The organism is Mycobacterium sp. MOTT36Y (genome assembly GCF_000262165.1).
GTDB classification, from domain to species: domain Bacteria; phylum Actinomycetota; class Actinomycetes; order Mycobacteriales; family Mycobacteriaceae; genus Mycobacterium; species Mycobacterium intracellulare.
Genome location: NC_017904.1, coordinates 2445976 through 2466681 on the forward strand (window position 1 = coordinate 2445976; position 20706 = coordinate 2466681).

A 20706-nucleotide genomic window follows, 5' to 3' on the forward strand; every position below is an offset into this window, starting at 1 on the left:
TGATCCCAGTAAGGAAAATTCTCACCAAGTCGGCCTTACAGTTCCGTCTGCTCGCCATTCCGGCATAGGAATCGGCGGCCGACGACCGTCAGCGGCGCTCCCGTTCGGCGCGGACCGTGCGGTGATCCTCCTGACAGAGACTTCTCACACCGCAGGCCAGAGCCGGTTTTTGGGTTCCTTGGGTGGCGCTCGCCGGTTTGTTGGGCGGCGGCGGACGGGAGCGGCCAAGCGGACGGTAGCCGCCGCCCCTGGCTTGGTCGGCTATTGCGGTGCGGTGAGGATGTTCAGGAGGGTTTCGGCGCTGCGTCCTAGGTGGTCGAGGGTTTTTCTGCCCTTGGTGGCGGTGGCGCGGCTCGGGTAACCGATGACACCGCTGTCGGTATAGGCGGCGATGCCGAGGGTGGTCAGGTAGCGGCGGTCGTCGGCGGTGTGGTTGGCACCAGCCCAGCCGTCGCGCAGATATTCGGGGTAGGCCGCCAGCAGTATCGAAGTTTCGAGTTCACCGGCGTGCATGTCGTCATGGTTGCTGCTGGTGATGTCGGCGGCTTCGCGGGCTTCGGTCCAGTCGTCACGGCTGGGGTATAGGCCGAGTCGGATCCGTGCGCCGGGGTGGTTGGCTTGCTGGACAACGTTGGTCAGGACAGCGTTGCCGCCATGGGCGTTGACGATCATTAGCCCGCGGACATGTTGCTCGGCGAGGGAGTGGGCAATGTCGCCGACAACAGCAGCCAGGGTGGTGGCTGTGATGCTGAGGGTTCCGGCGAATTCGGCGTGCTCGTGGGAGCAGCTGAAAGTTAGGGGCGGAAGCTGAAAAATGTTGTGATGTGCGCTGATTGAGGTTGCAATGGCGACGGCAATTAGGGTGTCGGTGCCAAGTGGCAGGTAGGGGCCGTGCTGCTCGAACGAGCCGACCGGCAGGACCGCAAGATCGGCTCGGGTGTGGTCGCTGGCCGCGGTGATATTGGGGATGACGGTATCGGTCATGGGGCGATTCCTTCGGTTGCGTCCTTGATCTGTCCGAAAAGTTGTTGCAGCAGTGGGCTTTTGTCGTGTCGGCGCCGATCACGCAGGAGGGTCGCGCAGCTGGCAAGGTGTCGCCGTGCGCGTTGGGACGGCGCGGCCAAGTAACCGCGCAGGGCTTCGGCGGCGTGGGCGCAGGCGAGTTGATACTCGCGGATCACAACGAGAGCGTGTAGCAGCCGGATGTCGGCGACGGCCCGGTCACGATGCTGATGGGAGGTCCAGGACGGTCGGTGCCGGGTGAGCAGCTCGACGGCCTGCTGTGGCTGGCCGAGTTCCAAGTATCCCGAGGCGATATCGCTGGCGACGAATCCAGCGTGGGCGTAGGTGGCGCGATCACCGGCGGCGGGTTCGATATCGCCGAGTTCGAGCGCATGCGCGGCGTGACGCAAGAACCCGCGTTTGTCCTCGTTGGCGATCGCAGCGAGGGCCTGTTGACGGGCGATGCTGGCTTGCAGCCGTCCTACCTCGTGGCCGTCGATCAATCGTGCGGCATCGGCGGCAAGTTCGACCGCCAGGTCGGGGTCCTGGCTAGCGATGATGTTGGATTTGCGCATCCACACCATGGCGCGCAGGTCAGGGGCGGCGGCCCGCAGGTGATCGGTGGCTCGATCGGTCAGTTCCCGCGCTTTGGGGTGGTCCCCGAGGTCTTGCGCTATCCAGCCGGCGACTTCGGCGATGGTTCCCGCTACCTCACGTACCTGGGTGCGCAGCTCAGCGGGCGTGGATTTGATGAGCGCTTCCACGGTCTGCAAATCGCGTTCCACCAGCGGTTGGGCGTAGTCAGGACCGAAGGTATGTTCGGCCTGGATATGGACTTGGCGCTGGTCAGCGATCACGGTCAGGACATCACGGTCAACCGGAAGCTGCAGCAGAAGTGGGCGCGGCAGACTGGTTTCGACTGTCAGCCCGAACAGCTCGGCAGGATCGAGGCCTAACGCTTCGGCGAGGTCGCCACGCCACATCGGCCCCGCGCTGCCGCCGCCTTCGATCCGAACGATCTGCTGGCGCAACGTAGCCCGCTCCGGTGGTGTGTCGCCGCGCTGCTTGCGGACCGTCTCGACTCTGGCCGCCAGATCGTTCAGACTCATCTTGGCGTCCTCGCGCGCTTGATGAACCTGTAGTCCGCTCTGGCGGCGAGCAGGGTCGGTCAAGGCCATACAACGATCATGCATGAACAACGCCGCAGGTCCGGGCATATGTGCGCGTTCGCAGTGTTCCTTGCTGTTCCTAGCTGCCGCTATCGACGCTTCGCCCATCGCGCTGTCCTAGATCCAGTCACCACACGTCGGTGACAACGATCGGAAAGGACAGAACAGATGAAACTCAAAATTGACACCACTGCGGTGTCGTTTATCTGCACGAAAAACCCCGAGCCGCGGACCGATTTCGGCACCGGGCAGCCCAAAATCGATAAGGCCACCGGCGCGGTGCTGCATACGGTGCAGTTGATGGCGCTGGACGTCGATGGCGGGGACGTGTTGTCGGTGACCGTGCCTGGTGCTCCGAAAGTCGCTGTGGGCCAGCAGGTATCGGTGACTGGTTTGGTGGCACTGCCGTGGTCGCAGGACGGCCGCAGCGGTATCGCGTTCCGTGCTGAGACGATCACCACCGCCGAGGGCGGCAAGCCGGGTTCCACGCCGCGCCCGTAACCGCCAGGGAACCATCCCGGCAGCCACTAACTGCTCACGTTGGCTTTGAGCGCTGCCGGGGTGGTTTCCCGACTCCCGCATTCTTTTTCACGAAAGGCAGAAGTAGTCGTGTCGAACACAAACAACAAGAACAACACCCAATCCTCTGGTGAGGATTGGGTCGGTGAACTTATCTGGTCAATCCTGGTAGCGGCCGGGCGGCTGCTGTGGTGGGGTGCACAGTTCCCGTTGCTCGGTGCCCCGGTCGCTGTCGCGGTCGGCGTGGCGTGCTGGCAGGGCCTGAACGCCGGATTCCTCACGCTCGTAGGTTTCATCGCCCTGTACACGCTGTGGGGATTCGTCGACGAGAATAGTCTGCAGCGGTGGGTGATCGACCCGCCCACCCACTATGCGCAGACCTGGTGGCGCTACCGGCGCCGCTGGGAACACGTCTGCAGCCTGCACGGGTTGACCACCAAACTCGTTGACCGCCAACTCATTCCAGCACTACTTGGGGTGTATATCGGCGACTTCACCGACATACTTGCGGTGCGGGTGGTGACCGGTCAATCGATCAGCCACTGGCAGCGCCAAGCCGACGCGTTGGCTGCCGCGTGGACGGCCGACCGGATCACCATCACCGCCACAGCACCCGGTGAAATCCGGATCACGATCATGCGCGGCGACGTGCTCGCGGAACCCGTCGCCCTGCCCATGCCCGAACCTGGTGCGACGGTGAACTTGTTGGCCATCGGCGTCGGAGTCACCGAGAACCGGGGCGTGTGGCGGCTGCCGATCCTCGGGCATCACGTGCTGGTGGCTGGGGCCACCGGTGCGGGTAAGGGCAGTGTGTTGTGGTCACTGATCGCCGGTCTAGCCCCGGACGTGAAGAGCGGGCGCGTCCGGTTGTGCGTGATCGACCCCAAGGGCGGCATGGAACTCGGTCCCGGTGCGTCGATGTTTTCGTTCTTTGCCCATGACGTCACCGGCCAAACCCTGGAACTGCTCCGTGCGTTGGTCATGCTGATGCATGAACGCGCCAACCGGCTACGCGGGCACGCCCGCCTACACACACCGACCACGGCCGATCCGTTGTTCGTGGTCGTCATCGATGAGATCGCGGCGCTGACCGCCTACGTCACCGACCGCAAGATCAAGACCGAAATCGAACAACTGCTAGGGCTGCTGCTCTCGCAGGGCCGCGCGGTGGGTATCTCGGTGGTGGCGGCGGTGCAGGATCCGTCCAAAGACACCCTGCCCGTGCGGCAGCTGTTCACGGTGCGGATCGGGTTGCGCCTGACCGAGGCATCGCAAACGGCCATGGTCCTGGGCCAGGGTGCCCGCGATGCCGGGGCCGAATGCGATCTAATCCCCGACGGCACACGCGGGGTCGGCTACATGATGATCGATGGCACCGCCCACCCGGTCCGCATGCGCGCGTTCTGGGTAACCGATGCCGATATCGCTTATCTGGTGCGCGCCTTCCCCGCGCGGCGCACACGCTCATCCCAGGCTAGGGAGGCCGACAGCGAGAACACCACCGGCACAGACGGCGACAGCGGCAACCGTTCGGGGCACCAGTGAGCGCCGTCCACGAAGCAGGGTGCCCGGCAATCACGCTGCCGGGTCTTCCCGCCGACATCGACCACCATCGCGTGGTCACCGAAATGATGCGCCGTGCCTGCTCGCCGGGATTCGACACCTGGTGGCGGCGCGCCGGATCAGTCGGTTTCTGCGCCAACCCGATCCAACTCACCGGTACTGACGAGTTCGGCCGCGAAAGAATCGTGTGGGTGCGGTGCAACAACCGCCGTGCCACCGTCTGCCCCTCCTGCTCAGACCTGTACGCCCGCGACACTTGGCAACTCGTCGCCGCAGGAACCACTGGAGGCCGCCACAACATCACCCCCGCCGTGGCCGACCGTCCCCAGGTATTCGCCACGTTGACCGCGCCCAGCTTCGGTCCTGTCCATGGCAGCACAGGCAGCGTCTGCCGTGACCACCGTATGATGGGTGGCCACAAGCAATGCCCACACGGAAAACCCATGTGGTGCCGCATCATCCATGATCGCACCGACCCCGCGGTCGGGCAACCGCTGTGCGCCGAGTGCTACGACTACCTCGGGCACGTCCTGTTTACCTGGCACCTGCCCGAACTATGGCGGCGTTTCACCATCGCCCTACGACGCAATCTCGCCAAACACCTCAAAGCTGCTGGCATTGCACCTGGCTCGGTGAAAGCCAGTTTTGTCAAGGTCGTCGAAATGCAGGCCCGTGCGATCCCCCACATTCACGCCCTCATCCGCCTCGATCCCCCCGAAGGCCACGCCGGTACCGCCACCGCCGGCTCACGTGACCAGAGCGATCACGGCCCCGCCGCCACATGTGGTGGTGGGGAGCCCCGTTCGGCAACCGGCCCTGTCTGGGAGCCGCCGATAACTGCCGCCGAACTCGCCGCCCTTATCCAGCACGCCGCCCGCACCGTCACTCTCGACGTCCTGCACCCCGACACCAACCGCCAATCCGACAATCCCAACAAGTCTCACGACACTGCGCCACTGGTGGTCCGGTTCGGCAGGCAGATCGATACCCAACCACTGGGAACCCAAAACCACGCGGTCCCAACAGAATCAGATACACACATCGCCATGAGTCGGACGTCGCCGCGCCGAGTCGCCGGATACCTAGCCAAATACGTCACGAAATCCCTACAAGACTTCGGTGTCGCTGCCCGCCGCCTATCCGCTGAAGCCATCGAGGACCTGAACGTCACCGACCACATCCGGGCGATCCTGACCACCATCGCCCACCTGGCAGACCAAGCCCACACCCTCGGTATCGATGCCTTGGCAGGGATCGGGCGTTGGCTACACACCCTGGGCTACCGAGGACACGTCACCACCAAATCCCGCCGCTACTCGGTCACCATGGGCGCGCTACGCGCCATCCGCGCCACCTGGATTCGAGAACAAGTCGCCAAAAACTGTTCACCACAACACTATTCACCACTCGATCTAGCCGAGCAAAGTGACCAGGTGGGGTGGGAGTTCGACCGTGCAGGACACGCCACCTCCGGCGACCGCACCCTCGTCTACTCTGCCGCCCTCCAACGTATCGACACCCGCCGCATCGGACTGGTAGAGGCCCGTCGCCAAGCCCGCGACGAACAATCGGATCTGCCAGGGGGACCCGATGACTGACAACTCCCGAACAGCACATTCTCGCTCCGAGTGCGACGCTCGACTCGATGCGCCGACCCTGTCAGAGGAGGGTGTTGAAGTTGACGTCGCCGACCACTACCGAATTCCGCGCGAGGCCAACCGCGCGCTGGTACACGTCATAATGGCTGTGCGGGACCGGATGCTTGGATCAGGGAGGGGAGTGGCATGAGCCTGAGGTTCGCCTTCTATGGCCGAGTGAGCACGGAGGACGCTCAAGACCCGGAGGCGAGCCGCAGCTGGCAGAAGCGGCGTGCCATGGACCTGATCACTCCGCACGGCGGAGTCCTCACCGCTGACTACTTCGATGTGGGACAGAGCCGTTCGCTGCCATGGAAGCGCAGGCCAGAGGCGTCACGGCTCCTTGCAGATGTCGCTTGTAGTGACCGTAGCTTCGACGCCGTAGTGATCGGGGAACCTGCCCGTGCGTTCTATGGGCCGCAGTTCGCGCTTACTTTCCCGGTGCTCACGCACTACGGAGTGGGCCTGTGGGTGCCGGAGGTTGGCGGAGCGGTCGATCCCGGCTCCGAGGCGCATGACTTAGTGATGACTCTTTTCGGCGGCATGAGCAAGGGAGAGCGCGCCCGCATCCAGATGCGTGTCCGTACGGCGATGTCGGCACTTGCGCAGGACACGGCCAGATATCTCGGTGGTCGACCGCCGTACGGTTACCGGCTCGTCGATGCCGGCTCGCACCCAAACCTTGCCAAGGCAAATCTTGGGCAGCGGCTTCACCGCCTCGAACCTGACCCCGCGACATCGTCGGTCGTCGAGCGGATCTACCGCATGTACGCCGACGGAGCGGGCCTGCGCTACATTGCGCAACGGCTCACCGACGATGGTGTGCCGTCGCCGAGCCAGTATGACCCGGCGCGGAATCGTCACCGTGACCCGCGAGGTTGGTCTCATTCGGCGATCCGCGCCATACTTGACAACCCGACATATCTCGGTGTCCGCGTTTGGGGCAAGCAGGAGAAATACGAGGTCCTGGTAAACCCTGACGACGTCGCTGCCGGGTATGAGACGCGTATGCGCTGGCGTGATCAGGCAGACTGGATCGCACCGGACCGCCGCACACACGAAGCGCTGATCCCTGACGATTTGGCTCAGGCTGTTCGTCTTCGTACGCAGGCGCGGCGTGGTCCCGGTCTCGTCTGCAGCAGAGAATCGGCGGTGCCGTACGCGCTTCGCGGGATGCTGTACTGCGCCGTATGTGGACGGCGGATGCAGGGCGCTGCTCGAGTGGGGAAGCGAGCAACCCGGATCCTCTACCGTTGTGAGCTAGGTAGGTCGCGTTCTGTACCTGCGGAACTGACTGATCACCCGCGTACGGTCTACCTCCGCGAGGACGCCGTGACACCTCGACTCGACGAATGGATCGCCAGCCTGGCCGATCCGGAAGACCTGGCGCGCGGGCAGGAGGTGGACCCGGCAGCGGGAGCTGGCTACGCCGCCTTGCAGCGCCAGCTCAGCGAGGCGAATGGCAAGGTTGCTGCTTTGATTACCGCAGTAGAGTCTGGTGTGGCCGTTGAGGACTTGACCGCTGCATTGCGCCGTCGCACCGCCGAGCGCGACGAGCTGATGGCCCTTCTTGAACGAGCCGAGAGACCCCGCGCCATGTCTGCTGCACAGATTAGCGAGTTGGTCGAGGAGTTGGGCGGGCTGTCAGCGGTGCTTGGTGAGGCAACCGGGGCGGAACGCGCTCAGGTGTACGCGAGCCTGGGTCTGCGTCTTGATTACGATCCCCATCTGCGACGAGTCAAGGCGACGGCCGACTTGAGTCGTGTCGCCGGATGTGTCCGAGGGGGGACTTGAACCCCCACGCCCATTAGTAGGGCACTAGCACCTCAAGCTAGCGCGTCTGCCATTCCGCCACTCGGACAAGGCCAAACCAGCATGGGTTGGCAGCTAAGGCTATCGGATTGCCTGCCGCGAACCCAATCCGACTCCTCGGACGCCGCGATGCTCGGCATCGGGCCGTCCGGCCGCGGCAATGGTAGGAAAGGGGGTTGTGACCATTCAGAGCGGGGCGACCGAGGAGCCGACCAACCCGAGTGACGACGTGGTCGAGGTGGTCAGCAAGCTGATCCGGTTCGACACCACCAACACCGGCGAACCCGAGACCACTAAGGGCGAGGCCGAGTGCGCCCAATGGGTCGCCGAGCAGCTCGCCGAGGTCGGCTACGCCCCGCAGTATGTCGAATCGGGCGCCCCCGGCCGCGGCAACGTCTTCGTCCGCCTGCCCGGCGCCGACCCCTCGCGCGGTGGCCTGCTCATCCACGGGCACCTCGACGTGGTGCCGGCCGAGCCCACGGAGTGGAGCGTGCACCCGTTCTCCGGCGCGGTCAAAGACGGCTTTGTCTGGGGCCGCGGGGCGATCGACATGAAGGACATGGTCGGGATGATGATCGTGGTGGCCCGGCAGTTGAAGCGGGCCGGCATCGTCCCCCCGCGTGACCTGGTCTTCGCCTTCATCGCCGACGAAGAGCACGGCGGCACCTTCGGGGCGCAGTGGCTGGTCGACAACCGGCCGGATCTGTTCGACGGGGTCACCGAGGCGATCGGCGAGGTGGGCGGGTTCTCGCTGACCGTGCCGCGCCGCGACGGGGGAGAACGTCGGCTCTACCTGATCGAGACGGCCGAAAAGGGGCTGTCGTGGATGCGGCTCACCGCCCGTGGCCCCGCCGGTCACGGGTCGATGGTGCATGACCAGAACGCCGTCACGGCCGTCGCCGAGGCCGTCGCCCGGCTGGGCCGCCACCAGTTTCCGCTGGTGCTGACCGACACCGTCGCGCAGTTCCTCGCGGCCGTCAGCGAGGAAACCGGGCTGACCTTCGACACCGAGTCGGGCGACCTGCGGGGAGCGGTCGAGAAGCTGGGGCCGATGGCCCGCATGCTCAAGGCCGTGCTGCACGACACCGCCAACCCCACGATGCTCAAGGCCGGGTACAAGGCCAACGTCGTCCCGGCGATCGCCGAGGCGGTGGTGGACTGCCGGATTCTGCCCGGTCGCAAGGAGGCGTTCGAGGCCGAGATCGACGAGCTGCTCGGGCCGGACGTGACCCGCGAATGGATCAAGGACTTCTCGTCCTATGAGACCAGCTTCGACGGTGACCTCGTCGACGCGATGAACGCCGCCGTGCTGGCGCTCGACCCGGACGCCCGCACCGTGCCGTATATGCTCTCCGGTGGTACCGACGCGAAATCCTTCGCGCGCTTGGGTATTCGCTGTTTCGGCTTCAGCCCGCTGCGGTTGCCGCCGGACCTGGATTTCACCGCGCTGTTCCACGGCGTCGATGAACGGGTACCCATCGACGCGTTGCGGTTCGGCACCGATGTGCTGACCCACTTCCTGACCCACTGCTAGTTGACGAACGCAAGCCGATCACCCGAGAGGACCGCCATGAGCACTGCGCCCGACCCATACGCATCGCTGCCCAAGCTGCCGACGTTCACGTTGACCTCGCAATCGGTCACCGACGGTCAGCCCTTGGCCAAGCCCCAGGTCAGCGGCATCATGGGCGCCGGTGGTGAGGACGTCAGCCCCCAGCTGAGCTGGTCGGGATTCCCGGATGGGACCCGCAGTTTCGCCGTCACCGTCTATGACCCCGACGCGCCGACGGCCTCCGGGTTCTGGCACTGGGCGGTCGCGAACCTGCCCGCCGACGTCACCGAGCTGGCCGAGGGCGCCGGCGACGGCAGCAACCTGCCCGGTGACGCCCTGACGCTGGTCAACGACGCCGGGCTGCGCCGCTACCTCGGCGCCGCGCCGCCGGCCGGGCACGGCCCGCATCGCTACTACATCGCCGTGCACGCCGTGGACACCGACAAGCTGGATCTGCCCGAGGACGCCAGCCCGGCCTTCCTCGGGTTCAACCTGTTCCAGCACGCCATCGCCCGCGCGGTCATCCACGCCACGTACGAACAGAAGTAGGCTCAACCCCGAGCCGCCGAGCCGACCGCCTCACTGAGCGAGGCGAACCCCCCGTCGTGCAGCCGCCGGGCGACGCCGTCGTGAATCTGCTTGGCCCACAAGCCTCCTCCGTAGATGAAACCGGTGTAGCCCTGCAGCAGCGAGGCGCCCGCGGTGATCCGCTCCCAGGCATCGTCGGCGTTTTCGATGCCGCCGACGCTGACCAACACCAGGCGGTCGCCGACCCGCCCATAGAGCCGGCGCAGCACCTCGACCGCGCGGCGCGCCACCGGCGGCCCGGAGATGCCGCCAGCGCCCAGCTCGTCGACGCCGGGCGTCCGCAAACCCTGCCGCGAGATCGTGGTGTTGGTGGCGACGATGCCGGCCAGGCCCAGCTCGACCGCCAGGTCCGCGATGGCGTCCACGTCGGCATCGGAGAGGTCCGGCGCGATCTTCACCAGCACCGGTGTGGTTGTCTCAGCGAGCACGGCCGACAGGATGGGCCGCAGCGACTCGACCGCCTGCAGGTCGCGCAGCCCGGGGGTGTTCGGCGAGCTGACGTTGACCACCAGGTAGGAGGCCAGAGGGCCCACCAGCCGCGCGCTCGCCCGGTAGTCGTCGACGGCCCGATCGGCCGGCGTTGCCTTCGTCTTGCCGATGTTGACCCCGATCGGCACCTCCGGCCGCTGGTGCGCGAGCCGCATCGCGAGCGCGCCGGCGCCGAGGTTGTTGAAGCCCATCCGGTTGAGCAGGGCCCGGTCGGCGGGCAGCCGGAACATGCGGGGGGCCGCGTTGCCGGGCTGCGGGTGGGCGGTGACGGTCCCGACCTCGGCATGCCCGAAACCCAGCGTGCCCCAGGTGAGTACGCCCAGTCCGTCCTTGTCGAAGCCGGCCGCCAGGCCCAGCGGACCCGGGAAACGCACCCCGAACACGGTGCTGGCCAGCGCCGGATCGGTCGGGGCCAGCAACCGGCGCAAGGCCCGGCGCGCCCAGGCGACGGCCGTGACGCCGCGCAGGAAGCCGAAAACCAGCGTGTGAATGCGCTCGGGCGGGATCACGAAAAACAGCTGCCGCAGCAGGCCGTACAGCCGGTGGCCGCCCGCGCGTGGCCGGTCGGGTTTCACAGTTGCGGCTGGTCGGGCCGCCGCCCCTCGTAGCCGGCACCGTCCAGGCGAGACTTCTTGCGGCGCAACAACACTCGTCTGCTGCCGTCGTTGTAGAGCCGCACCCTGGTCAACTCCCAGCCGCGGTATTCGGCCTCGATGGACAATCGGGTCGACGCGCTGACCCGGGTCACTTCCGGCGGCAGGCGCAGCGGCACCCATTCGTATTCGTCGGACATCTCGGTGTCCCAGCCCGCGGGCAGGCGGCTGTGCCGCGCCGCGGTCAACGCCTACCCGCCGCGTGATCGATGACCTGAACTCCCGCACCGGATCCCGACACCACGTACAAGGTGTCCGACGCTTCGTCGAAGGCCAGTGAGTTGGGTTGCTGCACGGTCGGGTAGCGCACCTTTTCGACGGGGATTCCGGTGGACAGGTCGTAACCAATGACGATATTGGAAACGGTCTGCGAAACCCAGGCTAACGCGCGGGAACCGGCCAGGCCGTAGGGCGCCTGCGGAACCGGGTAGGCCTGCCGCAGGATCAGCGGGTCCACGCCGTAGACCAGCAGCTGACCGCCGCGGGTGTCGGCGACCAGAACGCGGCCCAGCGCGTCGGCGGCCATGGTGGTGGCGCCCCGGCCGGCACGCAGGGCCTGCTGGACGTGGCCGTCGGCGTCGATCGTCGTCACCGACGTCTGCCCGCGATCCAGCACTACCGTCGTATCGCCTTGTGTGGCAAGACAATCGACGCGCGCGAAGACCTTATTGCGACTGGCTATGCTCGCGGCGCTCACCGCGCCCGGCTTGGGGGAGGTGAGGGTGTAGACGGCGCCGTCGGCGCTGCCCAACACGAGCCGGCCGTCGGCGCGTCGCGCCACCGCGGTGAACTCGGTCTGGGCCGCGTCGGTCACGCTCACCTGCGCCGTGTGGCCGGTGGACAGGTCGACCGCGAAGTAGCCGCCGCGCGCGGCCAGATAGGCGGTGCCCTGGCCGTCGTCGGTCAACGCGCTGGCCGGCCCCGGCAGGTCGACGACGCGCGGCGGGGCCTGCGCGTCACCGAAAACGGTGAGGCTGCCCGGCGCTGCCGGGTCGCTGCCCGGCGCCAGGACCGCCAGCCGGCGGGTGCCGGCATCGAACACCGCCGCGGCGGCATGGGCGGGCAGCGGCCGCACCGCGCCGGCCGGCGACTGCGACGGCGGCGGCGACACGGCCGCCGCCGCGGGTTCGATGGTGCGCGGCGCGCCGGCGAGCGGATTCGACGAGCAACCGACCGTCGCACCGAGCAAAACCGCGAGGCTCAACACACCGCCTTGAGCTGCCAGCTTGTGGCGCCATGGTCGTGACAGCAAGTGCTTTCCCTCGTGGTGCGGCGGTGGAACACAAATTCTAAGGAACGAGGTCGGTCCCACAGGGCCATGCTGCCCGCGTCTGGCCGGACCGGCGAGGTATCGTCGGCTCATGGCCGTCACCGCTGACCGTCATATGACGCAGAAAGAGTTTGCTGTCGAAGACATGTCGACAGGCATTTTCGCTAGCGGATACGGACAAGTCGGTGATGGGCGAAGTTTCTCGTTCCACATCGAGAACCGATCACTTGTCGTGGAAGTTTACCGGCCACGCCTGGCCGGGCCCGTTCCGCAGGCCGACGAGGTGGTCGCCACCGCAGTCCGCAGCCTGGTCGATATCGATCTCACCGACGAGCGCAGCCTGAGCGCGGCGGTGCGCGACTCCGTGGCGCACGCGGAGCCGGTTTCCCGGTAGGGCGCCCGGGTCGCCGGCGTCGGTCCACTCAGCTCCGGTCGCGGGGCCGCGTACCGGGTAGCGTCATGGTCGACATGACCGTCATTCTGCTGCGACACGGCCGATCCAGTTCGAACACCGCCGGCATCCTCGCCGGTCGTTCGGAGGGCGTCGACCTCGACGACAAGGGCCGCGAGCAAGCCGCCGCGCTGATCGACCGGATCGGTGATCTGCCGATCCGCGAGTTGATCACCTCGCCGCTGTTGCGCTGCCGCCGCACCCTCGAGCCACTGGCCGACGCGCTGTGTCTCGCGCCGCTCGTCGAAGACCGGCTCGCCGAAGTGGACTACGGGGAATGGACCGGCCGCAAGATCGGCGAGCTGGTGAGCGAGCCGTTGTGGAAGGTCGTGCAGGCCCATCCCAGCGCGGCGGTCTTTCCCGGTGGCGAGGGTCTGGCGCAGGTGCAGGCGCGGGCGGTGGCCGCCGTCCGCGAGCACGACCGCCGGCTGGCCTCAGAGCATGGTGGCGACGCGCTGTGGGTCGCTTGCACTCACGGTGATGTCATCAAGGCGGTCATCGCCGACGCGTACGGCATACACCTGGACGGGTTCCAGCGCGTCACCGCCGACCCGGCGTCGGTGAGTGTGATCCGGTACACCGAACTGCGCCCGTTTGTGTTGCACGTCAACCACACCGGCGCGCGGCTGGCCGCCGCACTGCGGGCCGGACCGCCGCCGAAGGAAGAGGCAACGGCGGAAACCGACGGGCAGTCCAACGGCGAGGCGCAGGCACCACCGGCCGCCGGGGCGCCGTCCAGCGACGCCGTGGTCGGCGGTTCGACGGATTAATTCGACTGCCACCACTATCGGATCGCACGGCGACGGCAACAGCCGGTATTTTGGAGGTGCCATGTCCCGCGCAATTCACGTCTTCCGCACCCCCGACCGCTTCGTGGCCGGGACCGTTGGCCAGCCCGGAAATCGCACGTTCTACATCCAGGCGGTGCACGACGCGCGCGTGGTGTCGGTGATCCTGGAAAAGCAGCAGGTTGCCGTACTGGCCGAACGCATCGGTGCCCTGTTGCTCGAGGTGAATCGCCGGTTCGGCACGCCGGTTCCGCCCGAGCCCGCCGAGGTCGAGGACCTCAAGCCGTTGATCACGCCCGTGGACGCCGAGTTCCGGGTCGGGACCATGGGTCTGGGCTGGGATTCGGAGGCCCAGACCGTGGTGGTCGAGCTGCTGGCCGTCACCGACGCCGAGTTCGATGCGTCGGTGGTGCTCGACGACACCGAGGAGGGTCCCGACGCGGTGCGGGTGTTCCTGACGCCGGAGTCGGCGCGGCAGTTCGCCAGCCGCTCCAACCGGGTGATCTCGGCCGGGCGTCCGCCGTGCCCGCTGTGCGACGAACCGTTGGACCCGGAGGGACATATCTGCGCGCGCGCCAACGGCTATCGGCGCAATGCGCTTCTCGGGTCTGACGATGACCCCGAGGTGTGACGACCATGAGGTGTTGCGCAACGGCGAGCTGACGGTCATCGGACGGATCCGCTCGGCCAGCAACGCCACCTTCCTGTGCGAATCGACGCTCGACGAGCGCGCGGTGCACTGCGTCTACAAGCCGGTCGCCGGCGAGGCGCCGCTATGGGACTTTCCCGACGGAACGCTGGCCGGCCGCGAGCGGGCCGCATACCTGGTGTCGGCGCAGTTGGGCTGGAACATCGTGCCCTACACGATCATTCGCCACGGGCCGGCGGGCCCGGGCATGTTGCAGCAGTGGGTGCAGCAACCCGGCGACACGGTGGACACCGAGCCGCGGCCGGGCCCGGATCTGGTCGACCTGTTTCCCGCGGGCAAGGCCCAGCCCGGCTACCTGCCGGTGCTGCGCGCCTACGACTACGCCGGCGACGAGGTCGTGTTGATGCACGCCGACGACATTCGCCTGTGGCGGATGGCGGTGTTCGACGTGCTGGTCAACAACGCCGACCGCAAGGGCGGCCACGTCCTGCGCGACCTCGACGGCCACATCTTCGGGGTCGACCACGGTGTGTGCCTGCACGTGGAGGACAAGCTGCGGACCGTGCTGTGGGGGTGGGCCGGCAAGCCGATCGACAGTCAGACGTGCAAGGCCGTCGCCGGCCTCGCCGAGGCCCTCACCGGCTCGTTCGGCGACGAACTGGCCGAGCACATCACGTCCGCGGAGATCGCCGCGCTGCGCATGCGCGCGCACGCGCTGCTGGACAATCCGGTGATGCCGGGACCCAACCGGCATCGCCCGATCCCGTGGCCGGCTTTTTAGCAGTGATCGCAAGCGCGGCACGGCGTCGGCGATACTGAACCGGTGAGCCATGCCCCCGACGACGAGTCGGACGAGATGACCGATGCCGCGCTGGCCGCCGATCTCGCCGCCGAAGCGGGGGAGTTATTGCTCAAGGTCCGCGACGAGGTCGGGTTCGGCTATCCCTGGGCGCTGGGCGACGCGGGTGACAGCCTGGCGAACGACCTGATCCTGCGGCGGCTGCGCGTCGAGCGGCCCGGCGACGCGGTGCTCAGCGAGGAGGCCTACGACGACCTGTCCCGGCTGCAGCACGACCGGGTGTGGATCATCGACCCGCTGGACGGCACCCGCGAGTTCTCCACGCCGGGCCGCGACGACTGGGCGGTCCACATCGCGCTGTGGCAGCGACCCAGCGATGGCCAACGCGAGATCACCGACGCGGCGGTGTCATTGCCCGCGCGTGGCAACATCGTCTACCGCAGCGACACCGTGACGGCCGGCGCCGCCCGCGCCGGCGTCACCGACACCATCCGCATCGCCGTCAGCGCCACCCGGCCCCCGGCGGTCCTGCACCGGATGCGGCAGACGCTGCCCATTCAGCCGGTCGCGATCGGCTCGGCGGGCGCCAAGGCGATGGCCATCATCGACGGCGACGTCGACGCCTACGTGCACGCCGGCGGCCAGTGGGAGTGGGACTCGGCCGCCCCGGCCGGGGTGGTGATGGCCGCCGGGATGCACGCCTCGCGGCTCGACGGATCGCCGATGCGCTACAACCAGCTCGACCCGTACCTGCCCGACTTCGTCATGTGCCGCGCCGAGCTGGCCCCGATCCTGCTGGGAGCCATCCGCGACGCCTGGCGCTAAGGGTGGGCGATTCCGGGCAGCTTCGTCGACGCGCTGTGCTGATTGCGCGCCTCCTCCGCGGCCCACTGCGCGGGCCGCATCGTCGACGCGCTGGGGCTGATTGCGCGGCTCCTCCGCGGCCCACTGCGCGGGCCGCTTCGTCGACGCGCTTAGGCTGATTGCCATGCAGTCGTGGTCTTCCCCACAGGTCCCCGTATTGGCGGGGCGCGGCCCGGAGCTTCGGCTGTATGACACCTCTGACCGGCAGGTGCGCCCCGTGGCGGCCGGGTCGACCGCCACGATGTATGTCTGCGGCATCACCCCGTACGACGCGACCCACCTGGGCCACGCCGCAACCTATCTGGCGTTCGATCTCATCTACCGCCTATGGCTGGATCTCGGCCACGACGTCCACTACGTCCAGAACGTCACCGACGTCGACGACCCTCTGCTGGAGCGCGCCGAGCGCGACGGCATCGACTGGCGGGAGCTGGCGCAGCGCGAGGTGTCGCTGTTCCGTGAGGACATGACCGCGCTGCGCATGCTGGCACCCCGCGAGTACGTCGGGGCGACCGAGGCGATCGCCGAGGTCGTCGAGCTGGTCGAGAAGATGCTGGCGTCCGGGGCGGCCTACGTCGTCGAGGGCGAATACCCCGACATCTACTACCGCGCCGACGCCACGCCCCAGTTCGGCTACGAGTCGGGCTATGACCGAGAAACCATGCTGCGCTTGTTCTCCGAGCGCGGCGGCGACCCGCAGCGGCCCGGCAAGACCGATCAGCTCGACGCCCTGCTATGGCGGGCGGCGCGGCCCGGGGAGCCCAGCTGGCCCTCGCCGTTCGGCGACGGACGGCCCGGCTGGCACGTCGAGTGCGCGGCGATCGCCCTCAGCCGCATCGGCAGCGGCCTGGACATTCAGGGCGGGGGCAGCGACCTGATCTTTCCGCATCACGAATTCACCGCCGCGCACGCCGAATGTGTCCGCGGCGAAAGGCGATTCGCGCGCCACTACGTACACGCCGGGATGATCGGCTGGGACGGGCACAAGATGTCCAAGAGCCGCGGCAACCTGGTGCTGGTGTCGACGCTGCGCGCCCAAGGCGTCGAGGCGGCGGCCATCCGGCTGGGCCTGCTGGCCGGCCACTATCGCGGCGACCGGTACTGGAGCCAGCAGGTGCTCGACGAGGCCGTCGCCCGGCTGCAGCGCTGGCGCACCGCGACCGCGCTCCCGACCGGCCCTGACGCGGCCGACGTGATCGCGCGGGTGCGCCAATATCTGGCCGACGACCTCGACACGCCCAAAGCCCTTGCGGCGCTTGATGGTTGGTCAACCGATGCGCTCGAGTACGGTGGCCACGACGCCGAGGCGCCCCGCCTGGTGGCGACCGCGATCGATGCGCTCCTGGGCGTGGCCCTGTAGTCGCGGTAAACCTATCGCGACGAAAACCGCTCGCACGTTCTGCAACCCCTCGCGGAGGCGACGCGAAAGTCATGCAAGGCGCCTGAGCCAATCCAAGCCGTCCCTATGAGTTTGCTGAGGGGGCCTCGGCCGGTGCCCGGGCAAACTTATGAAACAGCTGTACAATCAGCATATTTAATTTACATATGTGTGAATTGAGGGGCAGAAAATAATTTGCTGTCCGCGGCCTACCCGAGTATATTTCAAGTAATACTGGTTCTAGAGGGGTGAGGTCCCGCGCGTACGAGGAGCGGGTCAGCTCGGTGGATATCGGGCAGACGGCGAGGCTGACCGGCAAGTCGCGATCGTAGTCGGCGGCACAAACAACGTGTGGCGGCTACCGCTGGGCCGTGCCGGCCCCGATGGAGATTTACGACCGAACCCACGGAAGCTGCCTGATATGTATGCACGAAATACGCGCACCGCGCCCTTGAATTAAGTAGGGCTTCAGATGCACGGGGGTAAGGGGTCAGCGTGGCCTGTAGTTGGGCGCGATGTCGAGTTGCGACGATCGCTGGGGGCGCTCAGTAACGGCGAGTTCCAAGGCGTCGCGTTGGTCGGCGACAGCGGCGTGGGCAAGTCGACGCTCGCGCGGATGCTGGCCAAGACGGTGGAGTCGGCCGGGCGCACGGTGCGATTTGCGCTGGGCACTCAAACGGGTCGTGCTGTGCCGTTGGGCGCCTTTTCGCGCGCGGTGAGCCTTGGGGTGGCACACGAGCCGGCGATCATGCTGGCCGCCGCGCATCACACCTTGAGTCAGGACAAGAACCTGGTGGTGGTGGTCGACGACGCACAGCTGCTCGATCCGCTGTCGGCCACCTTCGTCAATCAGCTTGCGGCCGGCCGCAGCGCGAAGTTGATCGTGACCATCCGGTCCGGCGATTCGGTCTTGGACGCGGTGACCGCATTGTTGAAAGAGCGCCTGTTGCTGACCGTCCACATCGATCCGTTCACGCGCGAGCAGACCGAGGCGCTGGCCGGCGCGGTTCTGGGTGGTCCGGTCGACCCACGCTTGGTCGACGAGTTGTCCGAGCGCAGTGCGGGAAACCTGTTGCTCCTACGCGGCTTTCTGACCGCCGGCCGCGAAAATGGGACCCTGGTTCAGGGCGAACACGGCTGGCAACTCCAGGGCCCGCTGCGCGCAGATCGCGAACTTTACGACGTTCTGGAGTTTCAGCTGCGCTCGCTGACCGCAGCGGAGCTGGAGGTAGTGGAGATCTTGGCCACCGGCGAGGTGCTGGGGTGGGAGATCCTGCGGGAGATCTGCGATGCCGACGCGGTGGCGAACCTGGAGCGTCGTGGTCTGATCCAGTTGGTTGCCGACGGATCCCACGCTCTGGCGCAGTTGAACAACCCGATGCTTGGTGAAGCGGCGACCCGACACGCCGGGATGGTGCGCATCCGGGAACTCAACGGCAAGTTGGCGCGAGCCCTTCAAGAGCAGCAGCGGGCAGGGAGCCGGCTACCGGGGTTGCCCGGCCCGCAGGGTCGAATTCGGCTGGCCCAGTTCATGATGCGAAGCGACCTACAGCCCGACCTGGAGATGGTCATCAATGCAGGGGTGGACGCGCTGGCGATGTCGAATGTGGGGTTGGGCGAGGAGTTGGCGAGGTTCGCGGTCGATCGCGGCGGCGGTCTGCCGGCCGCTCTGGTGCTCGCCGAGGCGGTGAGCTGGCAGGGGCGCGGCGAGGAGGCCGATGCCGCGCTCGTCGACGCCGAGCCCGACGGCGGCGACGAGTGGCTGATCGCGCGGTGGGGCTGTCTGCGCGCTGCCAACTTGTACTGGGGTTGCGGGGACGTCGAATCCGCCACCCAGGTACTCGATGACGTGAAAAAGCTTGTCTCGTCCGAGTTGTGCCTTCGCCTCATCAAGGCGCTGGAGGTCTCCATGGCGTACTTCCGTGGCGACGTAGAGACGACGATCGAACTCGGGCCGGGCCTATGCGAACCCGATGCACTGCCGATGGCGACCGTGTGGGCGGTTTTCCCGACATGTTGTGCGTTGGCGGGAGCCGGGCGGTTGTCCGAGGTTCGCGGCTTGGCGGCCATCGGAGCGCGCGCGGCCGAGCTGTGCGGATTGGGGCCGCATCGATTCAACATCGGCATGGCCGAGGTCATGGCGGCGACGGCCGCCGGCGACTATCCGGCCGCGGAGCAGATCTACGAGCGTTACGCCGCGATGGCCGCCGGCCTTCTTGCCGCGGAGGCCATGGTCGACGCGATGCTCGGGCTGGTGCAGGTAGCCCGCGGTGAGCTGGCGTCAGCGTGCGCTGTATTCACCAATGCCACTGCGGTATTCGCCCAGGGTTTTCCGTCGCCGTGGCTGATCGTGGTGGCCGCCTTGCATGCCCAGGCCGAGGGGGCGCGGGGCGACAGTGCGGCGGCCGCCGCGGCGTTGCGGCGAGCGGAGAAAAGCTACGGACCGCATGTCGCGGTGTTCCTGCCCGAACTCGAACTCGCCCGGGCGTGGGAACGGGCAGCTGCCGGTGACACGTCGGCCGCCCAAGCGCACGCGACGCAAGCGGCGCAGATCGCGCGAGCGGCCAGGATGCATGCGGTGGAGATGCGGGCACGCCACACGGCTGTGCGCTTCGGCGATCGTTCGCAGGCCACGCCGCTGGAGAAACTCGCTCGTATCCTGAACACCCCGTTGGCCGCGGCGGTCGCCGACCATGCCTGCGCTCTGGCGAAACACGACGGTGCCCTGCTCGATGCCGCCGCGGGTCGGTTCGCTGATCTCGGCGCATTGGCCCTTGCCGCGGACGCGTGGGCGCAGGCGGCCGGCGAGCATGGCCGCCGAGGCGATCGCGGCAAGAAATTTGAGTCGTCGACCCGGGCGCACGCTTTGGCGAGCCATTGCGAGTTGCACACACCGGCGGTCGAGAGCGCGGCACGCCCACTTCCCTTCAGCGGCCGTGAGCGCCAGATCGTCATGCTGGTCGCGGCCGGTTTATCCAACCGGCAGATCGCCGACCAGTTGGTCATCTCGGTGCGCACGGTGGAGGGACACCTGTATCGGCTTTTCGCCAAACTCGGGATCAATACTCGCGAGCAGCTCATCTGCTTGATGCGCAGGGAGCCGTCCATGCGAAGCGAATTGTCACGTCGCGGCGACGAGTCGCTGCGTTACGAGCGTCACGATCACCCGCGGACCGGCTGAGCCTTCGTCGGTAACCGATCGATTCGACGGGCCGCCACTCGATCTCCAGGCGCGCACCACTCGACTTATATCCGGATTCCGGCGATGCCTGCTCGAGGGACCATACCCTCCGGCACATGAGTGGCAGTCGGAAGCGCGTGGTCGCGATCGTTAACGGTGTCGGCCCGACCGTACCCGCAGAGACGGCCCTGCCGTCGGAGTTGCCGGTAGTCGAGGACCGACGCGCATCGGGCCCATCGGCGCCCACCTCGAGCTCGTTGGACGCCTTCAGGCTTTATCTGGCGGGCGCGCGTTCAGGGTTCATGTAGCGGCGGCCCAGGGCGTCGTCCGGTGGACGACAAC

18 protein-coding genes and 1 tRNA gene are annotated in these 20706 nt (G+C 67.2%); 13 read left to right on the plus strand and 6 right to left on the minus strand.

Translation table 11 applies throughout. From position 1 onward, the window contains the following. Positions 1 to 261 precede the first annotated feature (261 nt). Together W7S_RS11330 and W7S_RS11335 are read right to left on the minus strand one after the other, a co-directional pair. Positions 262 to 984 carry a creatininase family protein gene (locus W7S_RS11330; protein WP_008256197.1) on the minus strand — a complete coding sequence of 241 codons (723 nt, stop codon included), beginning with the start codon at positions 982 to 984 and terminating at the stop codon, positions 262 to 264. Then, on the minus strand, positions 981 to 2279 hold the full coding sequence (locus tag W7S_RS11335) for a hypothetical protein (RefSeq protein ID WP_232525770.1): 1299 nt from the start codon (positions 2277 to 2279) through the stop codon (positions 981 to 983). Before W7S_RS11335 ends, W7S_RS11330 begins: the two co-directional genes overlap by 4 nt. A gap of 60 nt (positions 2280 to 2339) precedes the next feature. Here W7S_RS11335 and W7S_RS11340 point away from each other — a divergent pair, with 60 nt between their 5' ends. The 4 genes from W7S_RS11340 (at position 2340) to W7S_RS26190 (ending at position 7684) form a co-directional block, all read left to right on the plus strand. Further along, positions 2340 to 2672, plus strand: a complete 333-nt coding sequence (locus W7S_RS11340) for a hypothetical protein (RefSeq protein WP_008256199.1) — start codon at positions 2340 to 2342, stop codon at positions 2670 to 2672. A gap of 108 nt (positions 2673 to 2780) precedes the next feature. Then, positions 2781 to 4235, plus strand: a complete 1455-nt coding sequence (locus tag W7S_RS11345; RefSeq protein WP_008256200.1) for an FtsK/SpoIIIE domain-containing protein — start codon at positions 2781 to 2783, stop codon at positions 4233 to 4235. Beyond that, on the plus strand, positions 4232 to 5851 hold the full coding sequence (locus tag W7S_RS11350; RefSeq protein ID WP_008256201.1) for a replication initiator: 1620 nt from the start codon (positions 4232 to 4234) through the stop codon (positions 5849 to 5851). The genes W7S_RS11345 and W7S_RS11350 overlap by 4 nt, the downstream gene beginning before the upstream one ends. A gap of 186 nt (positions 5852 to 6037) precedes the next feature. Continuing rightward, positions 6038 to 7684 (plus strand): recombinase family protein, encoded by a 1647-nt coding sequence (locus W7S_RS26190; RefSeq protein ID WP_008256202.1) that lies wholly within the window; start codon positions 6038 to 6040, stop codon positions 7682 to 7684. On the opposite strand, the gene W7S_RS11355 is transcribed toward W7S_RS26190, so the two are convergent. Next, positions 7666 to 7751, minus strand: a tRNA-Leu gene (locus W7S_RS11355). The genes W7S_RS26190 and W7S_RS11355 overlap by 19 nt on opposite strands. A 111-nt stretch (positions 7752 to 7862) precedes the next feature. On the opposite strand from W7S_RS11355, the gene W7S_RS11360 reads away from it, so the two are divergent. Together W7S_RS11360 and W7S_RS11365 are read left to right on the plus strand one after the other, a co-directional pair. After that, positions 7863 to 9236 (plus strand): M20/M25/M40 family metallo-hydrolase, encoded by a 1374-nt coding sequence (locus W7S_RS11360; RefSeq protein ID WP_268819585.1) that lies wholly within the window; start codon positions 7863 to 7865, stop codon positions 9234 to 9236. Positions 9237 to 9272: 36 nt separating this feature from the next. Continuing rightward, on the plus strand, positions 9273 to 9803 hold the full coding sequence (locus W7S_RS11365; RefSeq protein WP_008256205.1) for a YbhB/YbcL family Raf kinase inhibitor-like protein: 531 nt from the start codon (positions 9273 to 9275) through the stop codon (positions 9801 to 9803). 2 nt (positions 9804 to 9805) lie between these two features. On the opposite strand, the gene W7S_RS11370 is transcribed toward W7S_RS11365, so the two are convergent. From W7S_RS11370 to W7S_RS11380, 3 genes are read right to left on the minus strand one after another with little or no spacing between them, the layout of a single operon-like run. Further along, positions 9806 to 10870 carry a quinone-dependent dihydroorotate dehydrogenase gene (locus W7S_RS11370; RefSeq protein ID WP_162143691.1) on the minus strand — a complete coding sequence of 355 codons (1065 nt, stop codon included), beginning with the start codon at positions 10868 to 10870 and terminating at the stop codon, positions 9806 to 9808. 32 nt (positions 10871 to 10902) lie between these two features. Further along, on the minus strand, positions 10903 to 11172 hold the full coding sequence (locus tag W7S_RS11375; protein ID WP_009955451.1) for a DUF5703 family protein: 270 nt from the start codon (positions 11170 to 11172) through the stop codon (positions 10903 to 10905). Continuing rightward, entirely contained in the window at positions 11169 to 12209 is a 1041-nt protein-coding gene (locus W7S_RS11380; RefSeq protein WP_238535851.1) for a YncE family protein, read from the minus strand. Before W7S_RS11380 ends, W7S_RS11375 begins: the two co-directional genes overlap by 4 nt. A gap of 136 nt (positions 12210 to 12345) precedes the next feature. On the opposite strand from W7S_RS11380, the gene W7S_RS11385 reads away from it, so the two are divergent. The 7 genes from W7S_RS11385 to W7S_RS11415 all read left to right on the plus strand — a co-directional run bounded on the left by W7S_RS11385 (position 12346) and on the right by W7S_RS11415 (position 20364). Further along, positions 12346 to 12648 carry a hypothetical protein gene (locus W7S_RS11385; protein WP_008256218.1) on the plus strand — a complete coding sequence of 101 codons (303 nt, stop codon included), beginning with the start codon at positions 12346 to 12348 and terminating at the stop codon, positions 12646 to 12648. Positions 12649 to 12722: 74 nt separating this feature from the next. Continuing rightward, positions 12723 to 13475, plus strand: coding sequence for a histidine phosphatase family protein (locus W7S_RS11390; RefSeq protein WP_008256220.1), 753 nt, complete (start codon positions 12723 to 12725; stop codon positions 13473 to 13475). Between the two features lie 61 nt (positions 13476 to 13536). After that, positions 13537 to 14124, plus strand: a complete 588-nt coding sequence (locus W7S_RS11395; protein WP_008256222.1) for a DUF3090 domain-containing protein — start codon at positions 13537 to 13539, stop codon at positions 14122 to 14124. Further along, positions 14108 to 14923, plus strand: coding sequence for an SCO1664 family protein (locus W7S_RS11400; protein ID WP_263646723.1), 816 nt, complete (start codon positions 14108 to 14110; stop codon positions 14921 to 14923). The genes W7S_RS11395 and W7S_RS11400 overlap by 17 nt, the downstream gene beginning before the upstream one ends. Positions 14924 to 14998: 75 nt before the next feature. Continuing rightward, complete coding sequence (locus tag W7S_RS11405) at positions 14999 to 15766, plus strand: 3'(2'),5'-bisphosphate nucleotidase CysQ (RefSeq protein WP_085976493.1); 768 nt, start codon at positions 14999 to 15001, stop codon at positions 15764 to 15766. Between the two features lie 163 nt (positions 15767 to 15929). Next, the gene (mshC, locus tag W7S_RS11410) at positions 15930 to 17165 is read left to right on the plus strand and encodes a cysteine--1-D-myo-inosityl 2-amino-2-deoxy-alpha-D-glucopyranoside ligase (RefSeq protein ID WP_014711525.1); all 1236 of its coding nucleotides are present in this window, start codon (positions 15930 to 15932) and stop codon (positions 17163 to 17165) included. Between the two features lie 541 nt (positions 17166 to 17706). Then, positions 17707 to 20364 (plus strand): LuxR family transcriptional regulator, encoded by a 2658-nt coding sequence (locus tag W7S_RS11415; protein WP_020822401.1) that lies wholly within the window; start codon positions 17707 to 17709, stop codon positions 20362 to 20364. The last annotated feature ends 342 nt before the right edge of the window (positions 20365 to 20706 follow it).